The following is a 16312-nucleotide window of genomic DNA, read 5'->3' as shown; positions in this document are numbered from 1 at the left end:
TTTTATCCTTTTCATATTCCATAAAATGTTGAATACATTAAGTGGATGATATAATATTTTATCAATTGATAGTGAAATCTATCAATCTGATAAATGGGGAAAGAAGGGGTTTATGATGATAATCACAGGATATGTTCCACGCCCAAAAATGTTTGGTCCACTCGGAAATTTACCTTTAATTGATAAAGAACAACCTACACTCTCACTTTGTAAGTTAGCTGAAACGTATGGACCTATTTACCGTTTAGAGATACCGGGTTATTCAGGTTTAGTGATTTCAGGACACGAATTAGTAGCTGAAGTTTGTGATGTCACGCGTTTTGATAAACAAATTTATAATGAGCTTGAAAATGTCCGTGCTTTCGGTGGTGACGGCTTATTTACTAGTAGAACGACTGAACCGAACTGGCGGAAGGCGCACAATATATTGCTTCCGACTTTTAGTAAGCAAGCGATGAAAGGCTATCATGATATGATGACCGATATTGCTACGCAGCTTATACAAAAATGGGCCAGATTAAATCCTCAAGAAGAGATCGATGTTCCAGATGATATGACACGCCTTACGTTAGACACCATAGGGCTAAGCGGATTTAATTATCGTTTTAATAGCTTTTATAAAGAAACACTTAGTCCTTTTATTATGAGTATGGTTCGTGCATTAAATGAAGCGATGATGAAAAGCTCGCGCTTAAAAATCCAAGAGTTTTTAATGATTGGAAAAAGACGGCAGTTTCAAGAAGATATTCAAACAATGTTTTCATTAGTAGATGCCATTATTAAAGAACGTAAAGCAAGTGGAAAGCAAGATGAGGTCGATTTACTTGCCCGCATGCTGCATCAACGAGATCCTGAAACAGGGGAGACGCTGGATGATGAAAATATTCGTTATCAGATCATTACCTTCCTCATAGCTGGTCACGAAACGACAAGTGGCCTACTATCCTTTGCGCTTTATTTTTTGTTGAAGCATCCAGACGTATTAAAAAGGGCCTATGAAGAAGTGGATCAGGTCATTACGGGTGATGTGCCGAAATATGAGGAAGTATTAAAGTTAACTTATATTCGTATGATTTTAAATGAGTCATTGCGTTTATGGCCAACTGCTCCAGGGTTTACACTCTATGCTAAAGAAGACACAGTAATTGGCGGACAGTATCCAATCAGAAAAGGGGAAAATGTAGACATTCTTTTACCGCAGCTCCATCGAGATAAAGATGCTTGGGGAGAAGATGCAAATTTATTTCGACCTGAACGTTTTGAAGATTCGAGCAAAGTACCGTTACATGCCTTTAAACCATTTGGTAATGGTCAGCGTGCATGCATTGGAATGCAATTTGCTTTACACGAAGCCACATTAGTCTTAGGCATGATCCTTCAACATTTCGACCTAATCGATTTTACTAATTATCAATTAAAAATACAGCAAACATTAACGATAAAACCAGATGATTTTAAAATACAAGTGAAACCACGTCACCGCCAAATAAAGCTATCTAGTGGCCAACAGCAAAATTACGATCATACTGTTTCTTACAAAGAAAAGAAGTCGAATTATTTAGGGATCAATCCAGAAATAAAATCTAAGTATCCATTATTAGTGTTGTATGGCTCCGATTTAGGAACAGCAAAGGGTGCTGCACAACAATTAGCAGATGAAGCTAGTTTGTATGGTATTCAAGGAGAAGTAGCTGCCCTTGATGATTATTGTGGTAATTTACCGAAAGAAGGAGCGGTATTAATTATTAGTTCTTCTTATAATGGGCAGCCTCCAAGAAATGCACGTAAGTTTCTCGCATGGTTAGATCAACTTGATTCAACGGCTCTTCAAGGCATTAACTTTGCAGTTTTTGGTTATGGGGATCGAAATTGGAATACGACGTATCAAAAAATTCCAAGACTCCTTGATGAACAGTTCTCTTTAAAAGGAGCCACAAGAATTTCCAAACGTGGTGAGGCTGATGCAAGTGGAGATTTTGAGAAGACGTGGGAAGATTGGCGGGCTCAATTATGGTTGGATCTAAAAATGATTTACTCCTTAACAATTCATGAAAATGTGCTTCCAAAACAAGAGAATATTTCAATTCAAATAATTCGCGATGAAGTGACAACTTCTTTAGCTTTCATGCACGGTGCTGCATTGGCAACTGTAGTAAAAAATGAAGAACTGCAAAGTATGGAAAGTAGACGTAGTACACGCCATATCGAGATAGCTTTACCTAAAGGTATAACATATCAAGAGGGTGATCATTTGGGCGTATTACCCAGGAATAGTAGAGCCAAAGTGCAGCGTGTGCTACGGCGTTTTGGACTCAATGACAATGATCAAGTGATCATCACTGCTATAAGTGAACACACTCATCTTCCATTAGGTCACCCAGTAAGATTGTATGAGGTACTTTCGCACAGTGTTGACATTCAGAACCCTGCAACCCGACTGCAAATCCGCCAACTGGCAGCATTTACAGAATGTCCTCCACATAAACGTGAACTAGAGGCTTTATTAGAGGAAGAAGTGTATAAGAATGAGATATTAAAGAAACGGATTTCCATGCTAGATTTACTTGAAAAGTATCAAGCTTGTGCTTTCCCATTCGAAAGATTTTTAGCATTACTTCCAGCCTTAAAACCTAGATATTATTCTATATCCAGTTCACCCCAAGTGAATTCTGAACAGCTGAGTATCACTGTTGGTGTTTTACATGAACCTGCCTGGAGTGGGCAAGGAGAGTATCGTGGGGTGGCCTCAAATTATTTAGCTCAAAGTCATACTGGCGATGAAATTGTCATGTTTATCCGTGCCAATGATTCTGGTTTTCATCTTCCCGAAGATCCTATTACCCCGTTAATAATGGTGGGACCAGGGACTGGGATCGCTCCGTTTAGAGGATTTTTACAAGCCCGCTCGGTACTGAAACAACAAGGAGTAGTATTGGGTGAGGCACATCTATATTCTGGTTGTAGAGATAATACTGATTTTATCTATCGCAAGGAGCTTGAACAATATGAAAAAGAAGGGATTGTAACGCTCCATACTGCTTTTTCACGTAAAGAAGGGACACCCAAAACGTATGTCCAGCATTTAATGACCCAACATTCCGCTACTATTATTCAAATGATGGAAGGTGAAGGACAAATTTTCCTTTGTGGAGATGGTAGTAAAATGGCGCCAGATGTTGAAAGTGCGTTACTGTTTGCCTACATTAGAGTAAAAGGGGTAAGGGAAGAAGATGCAAAGGTATGGATCAATCAACTTCAACAAAAAGGAAGATATGTGAAGGATGTATGGGTCCAAAATGAACAATAAAATAGTTTAATACATCAATAGCTACTCTTTTAATAGGCAAATTCTAAGAAAGAGTAGCTTATTTCTATCTCTAATGAAAATTTATGGAAAGTTGAAATCGTACCCTCTGTAGACTACAATTGTAGCAAATGATAGTAAAAACTATCTAGTTCATTTTAGGATTAGAAAGAAGTGATAGTTGATGAAGAATTCTAGATCAGCAACCAAAGAAGCAAGACTTAACGCTATTTTAGATGCAGCGACAGAACTCCTTGTGGAAAATCCAACTGCCTCTTTAAATGATATTGCTAGTTATGCTGGTGTAGGTATTGCCACTCTACACCGTTATATTGACAATAGAGAGCAATTAATGCTTCAACTCAGTTTTAGGGCTGTCCAGGTTGTAGGCGAAACAATGAGTGAAATAGCTGCGGAAGAAACGGATGAAGCATATATTCCTGAACTTGTTGAAGCTTTGATTCCTTTAGGAGATAAAATCTATTTTTTGGCGCATGAATGCTCTTTAAATTATAATGCAGAATTATTGGCGGCTGAGGATCAGTTGAAAGAGCCTGTTCGACGCACAATAAAATCATTGCAGTCTAAAGGCTATTTGCGACAGGATATGGATGGTGAATGGATGCTAAATGTACTTTATTCTTTACTGTTTACAACGTGGCAGCAAGTTCAAGAAGGAACTATTGCAAAAAAATCGGCAGCAACGCTCATTATAGAGACGTTATTCAATGGGATAAAAGCATAAGATATATTTCGATAATATCTTTATAAAAAACACTTGTTAACTAGTAGGCTAGAGAAATTTCTTTGGCATACTAGTTTGTTGTTTGTAGAAAAACAAGTGGGAAAAAAATGTGTAAGCTCACTTGAATGGTTTCATAGCGTTCCTTCTATTGATTCGTTATAATGTAGAAATGGAAAAGACTTAACGCGAAAGAAGGGATTGCTATGGCACGAGGTGTTTACATTCATATTCCTTTCTGTCATCAAATTTGTAATTATTGTGATTTCAATAAATTTTATTTTAAAAATCAACCAGTGGATGAATATATAGAAGCGCTTGGAAAAGAAATGGCTCTGGCAACAGAAAAATATCCTGAAAATTTCCGTAACATCGAGACAATTTTTCTTGGTGGCGGGACACCGACTGCTTTATCACCTGAGCAATTGGACAAGCTACTAACGTATATACAAACGTATATTCCAATGAATAGTGTGACAGAATTTACATCAGAGGCAAATCCAGATGAATTGTCCGCGGCCAAATTGCAGGTGCTGTTTGAGGGGGGCGTCAATCGTTTAAGCATGGGTGTTCAATCCTTTGACCAAGGGCTGCTACAGAAGATTGGACGCACTCATAGTAATGAACATGTCTATGAAACAATCGCTTTGGCTAGAAAAATTGGCTTCCAAAATATTAGCATTGATTTAATGTATGGTTTGCCTGGACAAACAATGGCTCAATGGAAGGATTCATTAGACAAAGCTTTTGCTCTTGATTTGCCACATTTCTCTGCTTATTCTCTTATTGTAGAGCCCAAAACGATTTTTTATAATCAATACGCAAAAGGGAAACTGTATTTACCGACAGAAGATCTAGAAGCAGATATGTATGAGGTGCTGATGCAGCAAATGGCCACACATGGGCTTCAACAATACGAAATTAGCAATTTTGCAAAGCCTGGGTTTCATTCAGAGCATAACAAGATTTATTGGGATAATGATGAGTATGCTGGGTTTGGTGCAGGGGCCCATGGGTATCTAGCAGGTATACGCTATTCCAATCATGGTCCATTAAAAAAATATATGGAAGCTGTTTTTGCGAGTGAGTTACCTATTGTCCATGCACATGAAGTATCACAAGCGGAGAAGAGAGAAGAACAAATGTTTTTAGGGCTACGAAAAACAGAGGGTGTTATGCACACTATATATGAAGAGAAATTTAAAGCACCAATGTCTGCCCATTATGATGCTGTAATAAAAGAATTAGTGTCAACAGGTCTTTTAGAACAAGATGAGGCGGGTGTGCGCTTGACTAGAAAAGGACGTTTTGTGGGCAATGAAGTATTTCAACAATTTTTGCTAGAAGATTGAGCGATATCGTTGACATAAAATGTGGGATTTGATAACTTAATAATAGTATTAGCACTCCTCTTAGTCGAGTGCTAACAGAGGTGATAATCATGCTAACAAATCGGCAGTTACAGATATTGCAAGTCATTGTAGACGACTTTATTGTGTCTGCGCAGCCGGTAGGTTCTCGCCAAATCTCCAAAAAACAAGGGATTACATTTAGTCCAGCCACTATTCGAAACGAAATGGCGGATTTAGAGGAATTAGGCTTTTTAGAAAAAACGCATACCTCCTCTGGTCGAGTGCCTTCGGAAAAGGGTTACAGATTTTATGTAGATCATTTGTTGAGTCCTCAAGGTATTAATTCCAAGGACATCCAACAAATTCAATCAATTTTTAATGATCGACTAGTAGAAGTAGAGCATATTATCCGAAAGTCAGCCAACATTCTATCAGAGCTGACATCGTATACTTCCATACTTTTAGGACCTGATGTCCAAAGGCATCGTGTTAAACGATTTTCGATTGTACCTCTTTCTAGCGACACAGCAGTAGCAATTATCGTGACGAATAATGGGCATGTAGAAAATCGCATGTTTAATTTACCGCCTGATTTTACCGCTTCTGATTTAGAGAAAATGGTGAATATCTTAAATGACCGCCTCATGGGTGTGTCATTAGAAGATCTCCATAAAAGCCTTGAAGCTGAAGTGCTAGCCGTGTTACAGCAACAAGTTCGATCAGCGGATGATTTTATTCGCGCACTTGTATCAGCAACAATGCATAATTCGGAAAGTAAAATTTTCTATGGTGGGAAAACGAATATGTTCAACCAACCAGAATTCCATGACTTAAATAAAGTCCGCATGATTTTGGACTTAATGGAGACGACTAGCCAAGTGCAGTCACTTTTCCATCCGAACGAATCAGGTATTCATATTCGGATAGGCTCAGAAAACAAACAACTAGAAATGGAAAATTGCAGTGTCATTACCACTACCTATTCCATTGGTGATGATCAACAGGGAGCCATTGCTATTATCGGCCCAACACGTATGGACTATAAGCGTGTCGTGGCTTTATTAGACGTAATGCGCTTGGATTTAACACAGGCGTTTACGAAGAATCGTAGTGAATGATAATGAGGAGGATTCAAGTGACGGAAACAACGGAAAACAAAGGTTTAGTACAAGAAGATGTACAAGCTGAAACGACAACAGAGGCAGTAGAGCAAACAGACGTTCAGGAAGAAGTAGAATTATCAATTGAAGAACAGTATGAGGCTAAGCTGGCTGAACTACAAGCAAAGCTGGCTGACGAGGAAAATCGTCACCTACGCTTACGTGCTGACTTCGATAATATGCGTCGTCGTAATCAGTTAGATCGCGAGGCTGCTGAAAAGTATCGCGCGCAAAGCTTACTAACTGATCTATTACCAGTCCTTGATAATTTTGAACGTGCGCTCCAAGTTGAGACAACTTCTGAAGAGACAGTATCGATCATTAAAGGAATTGAAATGGTATATCGCTCTTTAATTGAAGCGACAGAAAAAGAAGGTTTGCAAGTGATTAAAGCTGAAGGTGAGCAATTTGATCCAACGATTCACCAAGCTGTTATGCAAGAACAGGATAGTGAAAAAGAGACGGGTGTTGTCTTACGCGAGCTACAAAAAGGGTATATCCTAAAGGATCGTGTATTACGCCCAACAATGGTATCTGTGAACGAATAGTCTTTGCGCTATTTAGTCAATTAAAATTAGTTAGAAAACGCATCCCTTGCGTTGACATAATAGGAGGAAATTTTAATGAGCAAAATTATTGGTATTGACTTAGGAACAACAAACTCTTGCGTTTCTGTACTTGAAGGTGGAGAACCAAAAGTAATCCCAAATCCAGAAGGAAACCGTACGACACCATCTGTTGTTGCATTTAAAAATGGAGAACGCCAAGTTGGTGAAGTAGCGAAACGTCAATCAGTAACAAATCCTAACACAATCATTTCTATTAAATCAAAAATGGGTACAGCTGAAAAAGTAACAGTAGAAGATAAAGACTACACACCACAAGAAGTATCTGCTATGATTCTTCAATACTTAAAAGGCTATGCAGAAGACTACTTAGGGGAAAAAGTGACAAAAGCAGTTATTACAGTTCCTGCTTACTTTAATGATGCACAACGTCAAGCGACAAAAGATGCTGGTAAAATCGCAGGTCTAGAAGTAGAGCGTATCATCAACGAACCAACAGCTGCTGCACTTGCTTATGGTTTAGATAAACAAGATCAAGATCAAAAAGTATTAGTATTTGACCTTGGTGGCGGTACGTTTGACGTGTCCATCCTTGAGTTAGGTGACGGTGTCTTTGAAGTATTAGCTACAGCTGGTGATAACAAACTAGGTGGGGATGATTTCGATGACGCAATTATCGAGTATCTAGTAGCTGAATTCAAAAAAGAAAACGGCATTGACTTATCAAAAGATAAAATGGCGATGCAACGTTTAAAAGATGCAGCTGAAAAAGCGAAAAAGGATTTATCTGGTGTAACATCAACACAAATCTCTTTACCATTCATTACAGCTGGCGAAGCAGGTCCATTACACTTAGAAATTTCTTTAACTCGTGCGAAATTTGACGAAATTACTTTACCATTAGTAAATCGTACAGTAGGTCCAGTACGTCAAGCATTATCTGATGCGGGTCTTTCTACTTCTGAAATTGACCAAGTTATTTTAGTTGGTGGTTCTACACGTATTCCAGCAGTACAAGAAGCAGTACGTAAAGAAACAAGTAAAGAGCCTCACCGTGGTGTAAACCCTGACGAAGTTGTTGCAATGGGTGCTGCAGTACAAGGTGGCGTATTAACAGGTGATGTAAAAGACGTTGTATTACTGGACGTAACACCGCTTTCACTTGGTATTGAAACAATGGGTGGCGTGTTCACGAAATTAATTGACCGTAATACGACAATCCCTACTTCAAAATCACAAGTATTCTCTACAGCAGCTGATAACCAACCAGCAGTAGATATTCATGTTCTACAAGGTGAGCGTTCAATGGCAGCTGACAATAAAACATTAGGTCGCTTCCAATTAGCAGATATTCCACCAGCACCACGTGGTGTACCTCAAATCGAAGTAACATTCGATATTGATAAAAACGGTATCGTATCTGTAAAAGCAAAAGATCTTGGTACAAACAAAGAGCAAACAATTGTGATTCAATCTGATTCTGGTTTATCAGAGGCAGAAATTGAACGCATGGTAAAAGACGCAGAATCTAATGCTGAAGCAGACGCTAAACGTAAAGAAGAAGCAGATCTTCGTAACGAAGCTGACCAATTAGTATTCCAAGTGGACAAAACAATTGCTGACCTAGGTGAGCAAATTACAGAAGACGAGAAAAAATCTGTTGAAGATGCTCGTGATGAATTGAAAAAAACACTTGAAGCTGGTGAGCTAGAAGGCATTAAAGCAGCTAAAGAAAAATTAGAAGGCGTATTACAGCCACTAGTGATGAAAGTTTACGAACAAGCGGCAGCAGCTGCTCAAGCAGCTCAAGGTGGCGATGCAGGTGCAGACACTGGCGCTGGTAAAAAAGATGATGGTGTTGTAGACGCTGAATTCGAAGAAGTAAAAGACGATAAATAAGAAGTAACACAGTTAAGTGAAAAAGCCAAAGACCGCTTGCGGCTTTGGCTTTTGTCATGATGTGACGTCACTTCACGTAAATGGCACCATTTATGGGGTAATTGCATACGTTAGCTGCTAGGAAGTGAGAATCTTCATTATTATGGAACATATAGAATGTTTAATCGAAAAAATGAGGCAGTTTTTTTAACTGCATGTTACAATAGATTTTATGCAAACAGAGCGGAGTGTGAATCATGGAGAAACGCGATTATTACGAGGTGCTTGGTTTAACAAAATCGGCTACAAAAGATGAGATTAAAAAAGCATACCGTAAATTATCAAAACAATATCACCCTGACCTTAATAAAGAGCCGGGTGCAGATGAAAAATTCAAAGAAATCGCTGAAGCATATGAAGTTTTAAGTGACGACCAGAAAAAAGCACGCTACGACCAATTTGGTCATGAAGACCCGAATGCTGGTTTTGGTGGTGGCTTTGGAGGCAGCGGCTTTGGCGGCTTCGAGGATATTTTCAGTTCATTCTTTGGCGGTGGGGGTCGCCGTCAAGATCCAAATGCGCCACGCAAAGGGGATGATCTGCAATATCGTATGAACATCCAATTTGAGGAAGCTATTTTTGGCAAAGAAACAGAAATAGAAATCCCAAAAGATGAAACGTGTGAAACATGTCACGGTTCAGGAGCAAAGCCAGGCACGCAGCCTGAAACATGTTCAACATGTAAAGGTGCTGGACAAATCAATCAAGCAGTAGATACACCATTTGGTCGTATGATGAACCGTCGTACATGTTCAACATGTCATGGGACAGGTAAAATCATTAAAGAAAAATGTTCGACATGTCGTGGAGAAGGAAAAGTCCAAAAACGTAAGAAAATTAAAGTGACGATTCCAGCTGGTGTGGATGATGGACAACAAATTCGTGTATCTGGTCAAGGTGAACCAGGTATAAACGGTGGACCTGCAGGGGATTTATATATTATGTTCCGCATTCAAGGTCATAAGGATTTCGAACGAGATGGAGACGATATTTACTTTGAGCTGAAATTAACATTCCCTCAAGCAGCTCTTGGGGATGAAATTGAAGTACCAACAGTTCATGGTAAAGTAAAATTACGTATTCCAGCTGGAACACAGTCGGGTGCTCAATTCCGCCTAAAAGATAAAGGTGTAAAAAATGTTCATGGTTATGGTATGGGTAATCAGTATGTAACAGTAAAAGTTATGACACCAGAAAAATTAACGGAAAGACAAAAACAATTACTACGAGAATTTGCAGAAATTAGTGGCGATATCCCTGAAGAACAAGGGAGTTCACTATTCGATAAAATCAAGAAAAAATTCCAAGGTGAATAATTAGAGGAGCTGAAGAGCTACGTGAAGTGGTCAGAATTATCCATTCATACAAAAAATGATGCGGTAGAAGCAATTTCGAATATTTTGCATGAAGCAGGTGCAAGTGGTGTTGTCATCGAAGATTCTGCAGAGTTTGCGAAGCCACGTGAAGATCAATACGGTGAAATTTATGCACTAAATGAAGATGATTTTCCGAAAGATGGCGTAATTGTCAAAGCTTATTTATCCGAGTCTAGTTTTTTAAATGAAACAGTCGAAGAAATAAAAGCAGCTATCACAAATTTAACGAACTTTAACATTGATATTGGTGAAAATGTGGTATCCATTGTGGAAGTTAATGAAGAAGATTGGGCAACTGCCTGGAAGCAATACTACCATCCTGTTAAGATTTCTGAACGCTTTACTATCGTACCAACATGGGAGGAATACAAACCCGTTTCAACAGATGAACTAATTATTGAATTAGACCCTGGTATGGCCTTTGGTACAGGCACACATCCAACGACGGTGATGTGTTTACAAGGACTTGAAAAAGTCATTAAAGAAGGGGATACGGTTGTTGATATCGGTACAGGATCAGGCGTATTGTCTATTGGTGCAGCATTACTTGGTGCCAAAAGTGTGCATGCGCTCGATTTAGATGAGGTAGCGGTACGTTCAGCACGAGAAAATGTTGAATTGAATAAAGTGGAAGATAAGGTAGCAGTGTTCCATGGCAACTTATTGGATACAGTAAAAGAGCCAGCAGATGTAGTAGTCGCTAATATTTTGGCTGAAATCATCATGTCCTTCACTGACGACGCGTATACAATTGTAAAACCAGGTGGATTATATGTCACTTCGGGCATCATCGGTGCAAAACGTGATGATGTTAAAGTAGCACTAGAAGCTTCAGGCTTTGTGATCGAAGAAGTATTATTAATGGAAGATTGGGTAGCCATTATTGCCCGTCGTCCACTATAACTTGACTAAGGAAGCGCCAAATCGTGAGCCGTGTGCTTGTGATTTGGCGTTTTCGTTTCTTGCTAGAAAGGACTGTGTGGCATGCAACGTTATTTTATTGAAACAGCAATAGAGAATGCACGTATTAGTGGCGAAGATGCTCGGCATATTGAGCGAGTGATGCGTATGAAACAAGGCGACAAAATTGTAGTTGTAGCACAAAACATTGCGCATATATGCACAATTGAAGGATTTGAAGGAGATGAGGTCGTCATTGAAGCGACTGGTCAAATAATCCCTTCATCAGAGCTACCTATTCAAGTAACAGTAGCTTGTGGTTTGCCAAAAGGTGATAAGCTAGAGCTCATTACCCAAAAAGCCACAGAGCTTGGGATGTTTGCTTTATTACCCTTTGAAGCTGAACGCTCCATTGTAAAATGGGACAAGAAAAAAGGGGCAAAAAAGCAAGAAAGATTACAGAAAATTGCCAAGGAAGCTGCGGAACAAGCCCATCGCACGCATATTCCAACAGTTTTTGAACCCATATCATTTAAACAGCTGTTACAACAAATAGATCATTTCGACGCCGTTTTTATTGCGGATGAAGAGGATGCAAAGGCAGAAAAACGCACAAGGTTTGCGGAGAAGCTAAAAAACGTGTATGATAAGAAGTCGAAATCAATGCTTATAATATTTGGTCCTGAGGGGGGCATTTCTCGTCAAGAGTCGGAAGCGCTATTACAAGCAGGTGCTCAAACGATGTCATTAGGACCGAGAATTTTACGAGCAGAAACAGCGCCATTATACGCACTGTCTGCCATATCCTATGAATTTGAATGAAAGAGGTGTTCAGCCTTGTCAAAAGTGGCTTTTCACACACTTGGCTGTAAAGTAAATCATTACGAAACAGAAGCAATCTGGCAACTGTTCAAGGAAGAAGGCTATGATCGTACAGAATTTGATCATCAAGCAGACGTATATGTCATTAATACTTGTACAGTTACCAATACTGGAGATAAGAAATCTCGTCAGGTGATTCGTCGTGCAGTGCGACAAAATCCTGATGCCGTTATTTGTGTAACGGGATGCTATGCGCAGACATCCCCAGCAGAAATCATGGCGATTCCTGGCGTTGATATTGTTGTAGGAACACAGGATCGTACGAAATTATTGGGCTATATTGACCAATATCGTGCAGAACGTCAACCGATTAATGCCGTACGTAATATTATGAAGAATCGTGTATACGAGGAACTAGATGTACCAGCATTTACGGACCGTACACGTGCTTCATTAAAAATACAGGAAGGCTGTAACAACTTCTGTACATTTTGTATCATCCCATGGGCACGTGGCTTAATGCGTTCTCGTGACCCTCAAGAAGTTTTACATCAAGCACAGCAACTAGTTGACGCTGGCTATCTAGAAATCGTTTTAACGGGTATTCATACGGGTGGCTATGGACAAGACTTAAAAGATTATAATCTAGCACAGTTACTGCGTGATCTAGAAGCCAATGTAAAAGGCTTAAAGCGCCTTCGTATTTCATCTATTGAGGCTAGTCAATTAACAGATGAAGTCATTGAAGTTCTTCGTGAATCAAAGATTGTTGTTAACCATTTACACATTCCAATTCAATCAGGTTCTGATACGGTTTTAAAACGTATGCGTCGTAAATATACAATGGAATTTTTCGGTGAACGTTTAACGAAATTACATGAAGCATTACCTGATTTAGCTGTCACATCAGATGTCATTGTTGGTTTCCCAGGTGAGACAGAGGAAGAGTTTATGGAAACGTACAACTTTATTCGTGATCATAAGTTCTCTGAACTACACGTCTTCCCGTTCTCTCCACGTACAGGCACGCCAGCTGCACGTATGGAGGATCAAATTGATGAAGATATTAAAAATGAGCGTGTACATCGCCTTATTTCTTTAAATGATCAATTGGCAAAAGAATATGCATCTCGTTTTGAAGAGCAAGTATTAGAAGTGATTCCTGAAGAATTTGTCCATGATGGCACTGAAGAAGAAGGACTTCTAACTGGCTATACAGACAATTACTTAAAAATAGTGTTTGAAGGGCCAGAAAGTCTCATTGGACAGCTTGTAAAAGTAAAAATTACACAAGCAGGCTATCCACACTCACAAGGACAATTTGTTCGCGTTTTAGAAACAGTTAATTAATATGAAAAGGATTGCCAGCATCTGTAGGCAATCCTTTTTTGTTCTTGGAAAATGCTAAAATAAATTCTAATATCGATGTCATAGTGCGAATTAAAATCAACCAAATCAATAATATAGAAAGATATTAGACGGCAACATGAAAAAGTGGTATGATTCGAAGAGGTACGTACATCTTGCTTAATGAAGGAGCGTTCAACAATGGAACAAAATTTTGCACGTATGATTGATCATACATTATTAAAGGCTGAGGCAACAAAGGAACAAATTGAAAAATTATGTGCAGAAGCTAAACAATTTAACTTTGCTTCTGTTTGTGTAAATCCAACTTGGGTTAAACGCAGCAGTGAATTATTACAAGGTACAGAAGTTGTAGTTTGTACGGTTATTGGCTTCCCGCTTGGTGCTAATACACCAGCAGTCAAAGCATTTGAAGCAAAAGATGCTATCGCTAACGGTGCAAAAGAAGTGGATATGGTCATTAATATCGGTGCGTTAAAAGATAAAAACGATGAACTAGTACAAGCGGATATCGCAGCAGTTGTAGAAGCGGCTAAAGGTAGCGCACTTGTAAAAGTTATTATTGAAGCATGCTTACTAACAGACGAAGAAAAAGTGAAAGCTTGTGAGTTAGCTGTAGCAGCAGGTGCTGACTATGTGAAAACATCTACTGGTTTTTCTACTGGTGGAGCAACAGCAGAGGATATTGCGCTTATGCGTAAAACAGTAGGTCCTGAGCTTGGTGTAAAAGCTTCAGGTGGCGTTCGTAGCTTAGAGGACATGAAAAAAATGGTGGAAGCTGGTGCAACTCGTATTGGGGCAAGCTCTGGTGTAGCCATTATGAATGGCTTAATAGCTGATTCTAACTACTAATTTTTTCTTTTTTATAGAAGCCATAAGCTCTTACGTTTATTCGTAGGAGCTTATGGCTTCTTTGTGTCTAATCAGCATATCATTTTTTTATTCACATATACTCCACTGATGAACGTGAATACTGAAAGGAGGATGTCATGTTTACACAGTATAAGTCTTGGAGGCCCTATATTAGCCCATTCGACCCTTGTAAGCCTATAGAAGTAAAGTATTTTGCCACACCCCCACAACTGTATATGGGTTTTCAACCACCTGGACTACCCCAATTCCAAACCCCAAGAGAAGCGCTAATGGCAGGTACGCTATGGCCACAGTTATTTAGCCCATACCCATTTCCCCCTAAAAGGAGGGAGGAAGAATGACTAAAAAGATGCCGCCCGAATTTTATAAGCAGTTAGAAGAAATACAAGCAATCGATTTCGTCATTGTTGAATTAAACCTCTATTTAGACACGCATCCACACGATTATGACGCCATTCAGCAATTTAATGAAAATACTGAGAAAAGTATGAAGCTCAAAATTGACTTTGAACAAAAATATGGACCACTCATGAATTTTGGGAGAAGCTATTCGAATTATCCTTTTAACTGGATTGATACACCATGGCCATGGCAAGTCTAATCAAAAGATTAGGAGGAAGAATTTTTGTGGTATTATGAAAAGAAGCTCCAGTATCCAGTAAAAGTTAGTACATGTAATCCAATGCTTGCTAAGTTTTTAATTGAGCAATATGGAGGGGCTGATGGGGAACTGGCTGCAGCTCTTCGCTACATGAATCAGCGCTATACGATTCCCGATAAAGTAGTGGGATTATTAACTGATATCGCAACAGAAGAATTTTCACACTTAGAAATGATTGCCACGATGATTTATAAGCTAACAAAAGATGCGACACCAGAAATGCTTAAAGAGGCTGGTTTAGGTGATCATTATGTGAATCATGATCGGGCTTTATTTTATCAAAATGCCTCAGGGGTACCGTTTACAGCAACCTATATTCAGGCAAAGGGTGATCCTATTGCAGATTTGTATGAGGATATAGCAGCTGAAGAAAAAGCACGCGCCACATATCAATGGATTATTGATTTATCCGATGACACCGATTTAAATGATAGCTTGAAGTTCTTACGTGAACGAGAAATTGTACACTCTCAGCGTTTTAGAGAGGCTGTTGAAATCTTAAAAGATGATCGAGATCAAAAGAAAGTTTTTTAAGACGAAAAAGGCTGTATCAATTAGAACTTGACACAGCCTTTTTTGTGTTTATTGTATGTTTGAGAATAAAGTAAGATCTTTTCGAGGACCAATCATTACTAATAAATCTTCCTTTTCAATTATCTGCTCAGGAGAAGGAGAGATAATAATTTCTCCTTCTCGCACAATCGCAATCACACTGACGTTATATCTTGCGCGCAAGTCTAAATCACGAAGGTTTCGTCCAGCCATTTTAGAAGGAATCATAATTTCTTCAATACTGTATTCCTTAGATAATTCGATATAATTCAACATATTTGGGGATAGGAGTTGATTAGCCACACGTTCACCCATATCTCTTTCTGGATAAATAATCCAATCGGCCCCCACTTTATCTAACACTTGCCCATGTCTTTTACCTAGTGCCTTTGCAATCACTTTTTTGATCCCTAGCTCTTTTAATAAAGAGACGGTTAAAATACTAGACTGCATATCATTACCAATCGCAACGATGACACAATCGAAGTTACCAATGCCAATTGATTTTAAAGCTTTTTCTTCTGTGGCATCTGCAACTACAGCGTGAGTCACATAGGGTTCCGCATCCTCTACTCTTTCTTCATTTATGTCAATTCCCAAAATTTCCTGTCCAGCTTCATGCAATCTGCGCGCAACGCTTGTTCCGAATCTACCTAAGCCAATAACAGCGTATTGTTTAATGGTCATAGCCTTTTGAA

General features: G+C 39.1%; 15 protein-coding genes. 14 read left to right on the top strand and 1 reads right to left on the bottom strand.

Features of this window, described 5'->3' with window-relative positions; all coding sequences use genetic code 11:
- Positions 1 to 115: 115 nt before the first annotated feature.
- The 14 genes from JTI58_RS00515 to JTI58_RS00450 all read left to right on the top strand — a co-directional run bounded on the left by JTI58_RS00515 (position 116) and on the right by JTI58_RS00450 (position 15596).
- Positions 116 to 3307: a bifunctional cytochrome P450/NADPH--P450 reductase gene (locus JTI58_RS00515; RefSeq protein ID WP_205447006.1), complete on the top strand. Its 3192-nt coding sequence runs from the start codon at positions 116 to 118 to the stop codon at positions 3305 to 3307.
- Between the two features lie 181 nt (positions 3308 to 3488).
- The gene (locus tag JTI58_RS00510) at positions 3489 to 4049 is read left to right on the top strand and encodes a TetR/AcrR family transcriptional regulator (RefSeq protein WP_205444491.1); all 561 of its coding nucleotides are present in this window, start codon (positions 3489 to 3491) and stop codon (positions 4047 to 4049) included.
- Between the two features lie 203 nt (positions 4050 to 4252).
- Entirely contained in the window at positions 4253 to 5398 is a 1146-nt protein-coding gene (gene hemW / locus JTI58_RS00505; RefSeq protein WP_205444490.1) for a radical SAM family heme chaperone HemW, read from the top strand.
- 89 nt (positions 5399 to 5487) lie between these two features.
- Positions 5488 to 6516: a heat-inducible transcriptional repressor HrcA gene (gene hrcA, locus JTI58_RS00500; protein ID WP_205444489.1), complete on the top strand. Its 1029-nt coding sequence runs from the start codon at positions 5488 to 5490 to the stop codon at positions 6514 to 6516.
- A 17-nt stretch (positions 6517 to 6533) separates the two neighbouring features.
- The gene (grpE, locus tag JTI58_RS00495; RefSeq protein ID WP_205444487.1) at positions 6534 to 7106 is read left to right on the top strand and encodes a nucleotide exchange factor GrpE; all 573 of its coding nucleotides are present in this window, start codon (positions 6534 to 6536) and stop codon (positions 7104 to 7106) included.
- 75 nt (positions 7107 to 7181) lie between these two features.
- A complete protein-coding gene (dnaK, locus tag JTI58_RS00490; protein ID WP_205444486.1) occupies positions 7182 to 9023 on the top strand; it encodes a molecular chaperone DnaK in 1842 nt (613 codons plus the stop codon).
- Positions 9024 to 9259: 236 nt separating this feature from the next.
- Positions 9260 to 10378, top strand: coding sequence for a molecular chaperone DnaJ (dnaJ, locus tag JTI58_RS00485; RefSeq protein ID WP_205444485.1), 1119 nt, complete (start codon positions 9260 to 9262; stop codon positions 10376 to 10378).
- A gap of 21 nt (positions 10379 to 10399) precedes the next feature.
- The gene (prmA, locus tag JTI58_RS00480; protein ID WP_205444483.1) at positions 10400 to 11341 is read left to right on the top strand and encodes a 50S ribosomal protein L11 methyltransferase; all 942 of its coding nucleotides are present in this window, start codon (positions 10400 to 10402) and stop codon (positions 11339 to 11341) included.
- 81 nt (positions 11342 to 11422) lie between these two features.
- Positions 11423 to 12160 (top strand): 16S rRNA (uracil(1498)-N(3))-methyltransferase, encoded by a 738-nt coding sequence (locus tag JTI58_RS00475; protein ID WP_205444482.1) that lies wholly within the window; start codon positions 11423 to 11425, stop codon positions 12158 to 12160.
- 15 nt (positions 12161 to 12175) lie between these two features.
- Positions 12176 to 13510, top strand: coding sequence for a tRNA (N(6)-L-threonylcarbamoyladenosine(37)-C(2))-methylthiotransferase MtaB (gene mtaB, locus JTI58_RS00470; protein WP_205444481.1), 1335 nt, complete (start codon positions 12176 to 12178; stop codon positions 13508 to 13510).
- A 198-nt stretch (positions 13511 to 13708) separates the two neighbouring features.
- Positions 13709 to 14380: a deoxyribose-phosphate aldolase gene (deoC, locus tag JTI58_RS00465; RefSeq protein WP_205444479.1), complete on the top strand. Its 672-nt coding sequence runs from the start codon at positions 13709 to 13711 to the stop codon at positions 14378 to 14380.
- A gap of 137 nt (positions 14381 to 14517) precedes the next feature.
- Positions 14518 to 14742: a spore coat associated protein CotJA gene (locus JTI58_RS00460; RefSeq protein WP_205444478.1), complete on the top strand. Its 225-nt coding sequence runs from the start codon at positions 14518 to 14520 to the stop codon at positions 14740 to 14742.
- Positions 14739 to 15002 (top strand): spore coat protein CotJB, encoded by a 264-nt coding sequence (locus JTI58_RS00455; protein WP_016994107.1) that lies wholly within the window; start codon positions 14739 to 14741, stop codon positions 15000 to 15002. Before JTI58_RS00460 ends, JTI58_RS00455 begins: the two co-directional genes overlap by 4 nt.
- A 24-nt stretch (positions 15003 to 15026) precedes the next feature.
- Positions 15027 to 15596 (top strand): manganese catalase family protein, encoded by a 570-nt coding sequence (locus JTI58_RS00450; RefSeq protein ID WP_004227065.1) that lies wholly within the window; start codon positions 15027 to 15029, stop codon positions 15594 to 15596.
- A gap of 48 nt (positions 15597 to 15644) precedes the next feature.
- Here JTI58_RS00450 and JTI58_RS00445 read toward each other — a convergent pair whose 3' ends face one another.
- Positions 15645 to 16301: a potassium channel family protein gene (locus tag JTI58_RS00445; RefSeq protein ID WP_205444477.1), complete on the bottom strand. Its 657-nt coding sequence runs from the start codon at positions 16299 to 16301 to the stop codon at positions 15645 to 15647.
- Positions 16302 to 16312: the final 11 nt, after the last annotated feature.

This window comes from Lysinibacillus fusiformis (assembly GCF_016925635.1).
GTDB lineage: Bacteria > Bacillota > Bacilli > Bacillales_A > Planococcaceae > Lysinibacillus > Lysinibacillus fusiformis_F.
This window is presented reverse-complemented; position numbering and strand designations above follow the sequence as displayed.

What these genes read in the sequence shown, in the direction of transcription:
- deoC (WP_205444479.1), top strand. Translation starts at nt 13,709, where the DNA reads ATGGAACAAAATTTTGCACGTATGATTGATCATACATTATTAAAGGCT.
- JTI58_RS00455 (WP_016994107.1), top strand. Translation starts at nt 14,739, where the DNA reads ATGACTAAAAAGATGCCGCCCGAATTTTATAAGCAGTTAGAAGAAATA.
- JTI58_RS00510 (WP_205444491.1), top strand. Translation starts at nt 3,489, where the DNA reads ATGAAGAATTCTAGATCAGCAACCAAAGAAGCAAGACTTAACGCTATT.
- JTI58_RS00460 (WP_205444478.1), top strand. Translation starts at nt 14,518, where the DNA reads ATGTTTACACAGTATAAGTCTTGGAGGCCCTATATTAGCCCATTCGAC.
- dnaJ (WP_205444485.1), top strand. Translation starts at nt 9,260, where the DNA reads ATGGAGAAACGCGATTATTACGAGGTGCTTGGTTTAACAAAATCGGCT.
- JTI58_RS00475 (WP_205444482.1), top strand. Translation starts at nt 11,423, where the DNA reads ATGCAACGTTATTTTATTGAAACAGCAATAGAGAATGCACGTATTAGT.
- JTI58_RS00515 (WP_205447006.1), top strand. Translation starts at nt 116, where the DNA reads ATGATAATCACAGGATATGTTCCACGCCCAAAAATGTTTGGTCCACTC.
- JTI58_RS00445 (WP_205444477.1), bottom strand. Translation starts at nt 16,301, where the DNA reads ATGACCATTAAACAATACGCTGTTATTGGCTTAGGTAGATTCGGAACA.
- hrcA (WP_205444489.1), top strand. Translation starts at nt 5,488, where the DNA reads ATGCTAACAAATCGGCAGTTACAGATATTGCAAGTCATTGTAGACGAC.
- dnaK (WP_205444486.1), top strand. Translation starts at nt 7,182, where the DNA reads ATGAGCAAAATTATTGGTATTGACTTAGGAACAACAAACTCTTGCGTT.
- hemW (WP_205444490.1), top strand. Translation starts at nt 4,253, where the DNA reads ATGGCACGAGGTGTTTACATTCATATTCCTTTCTGTCATCAAATTTGT.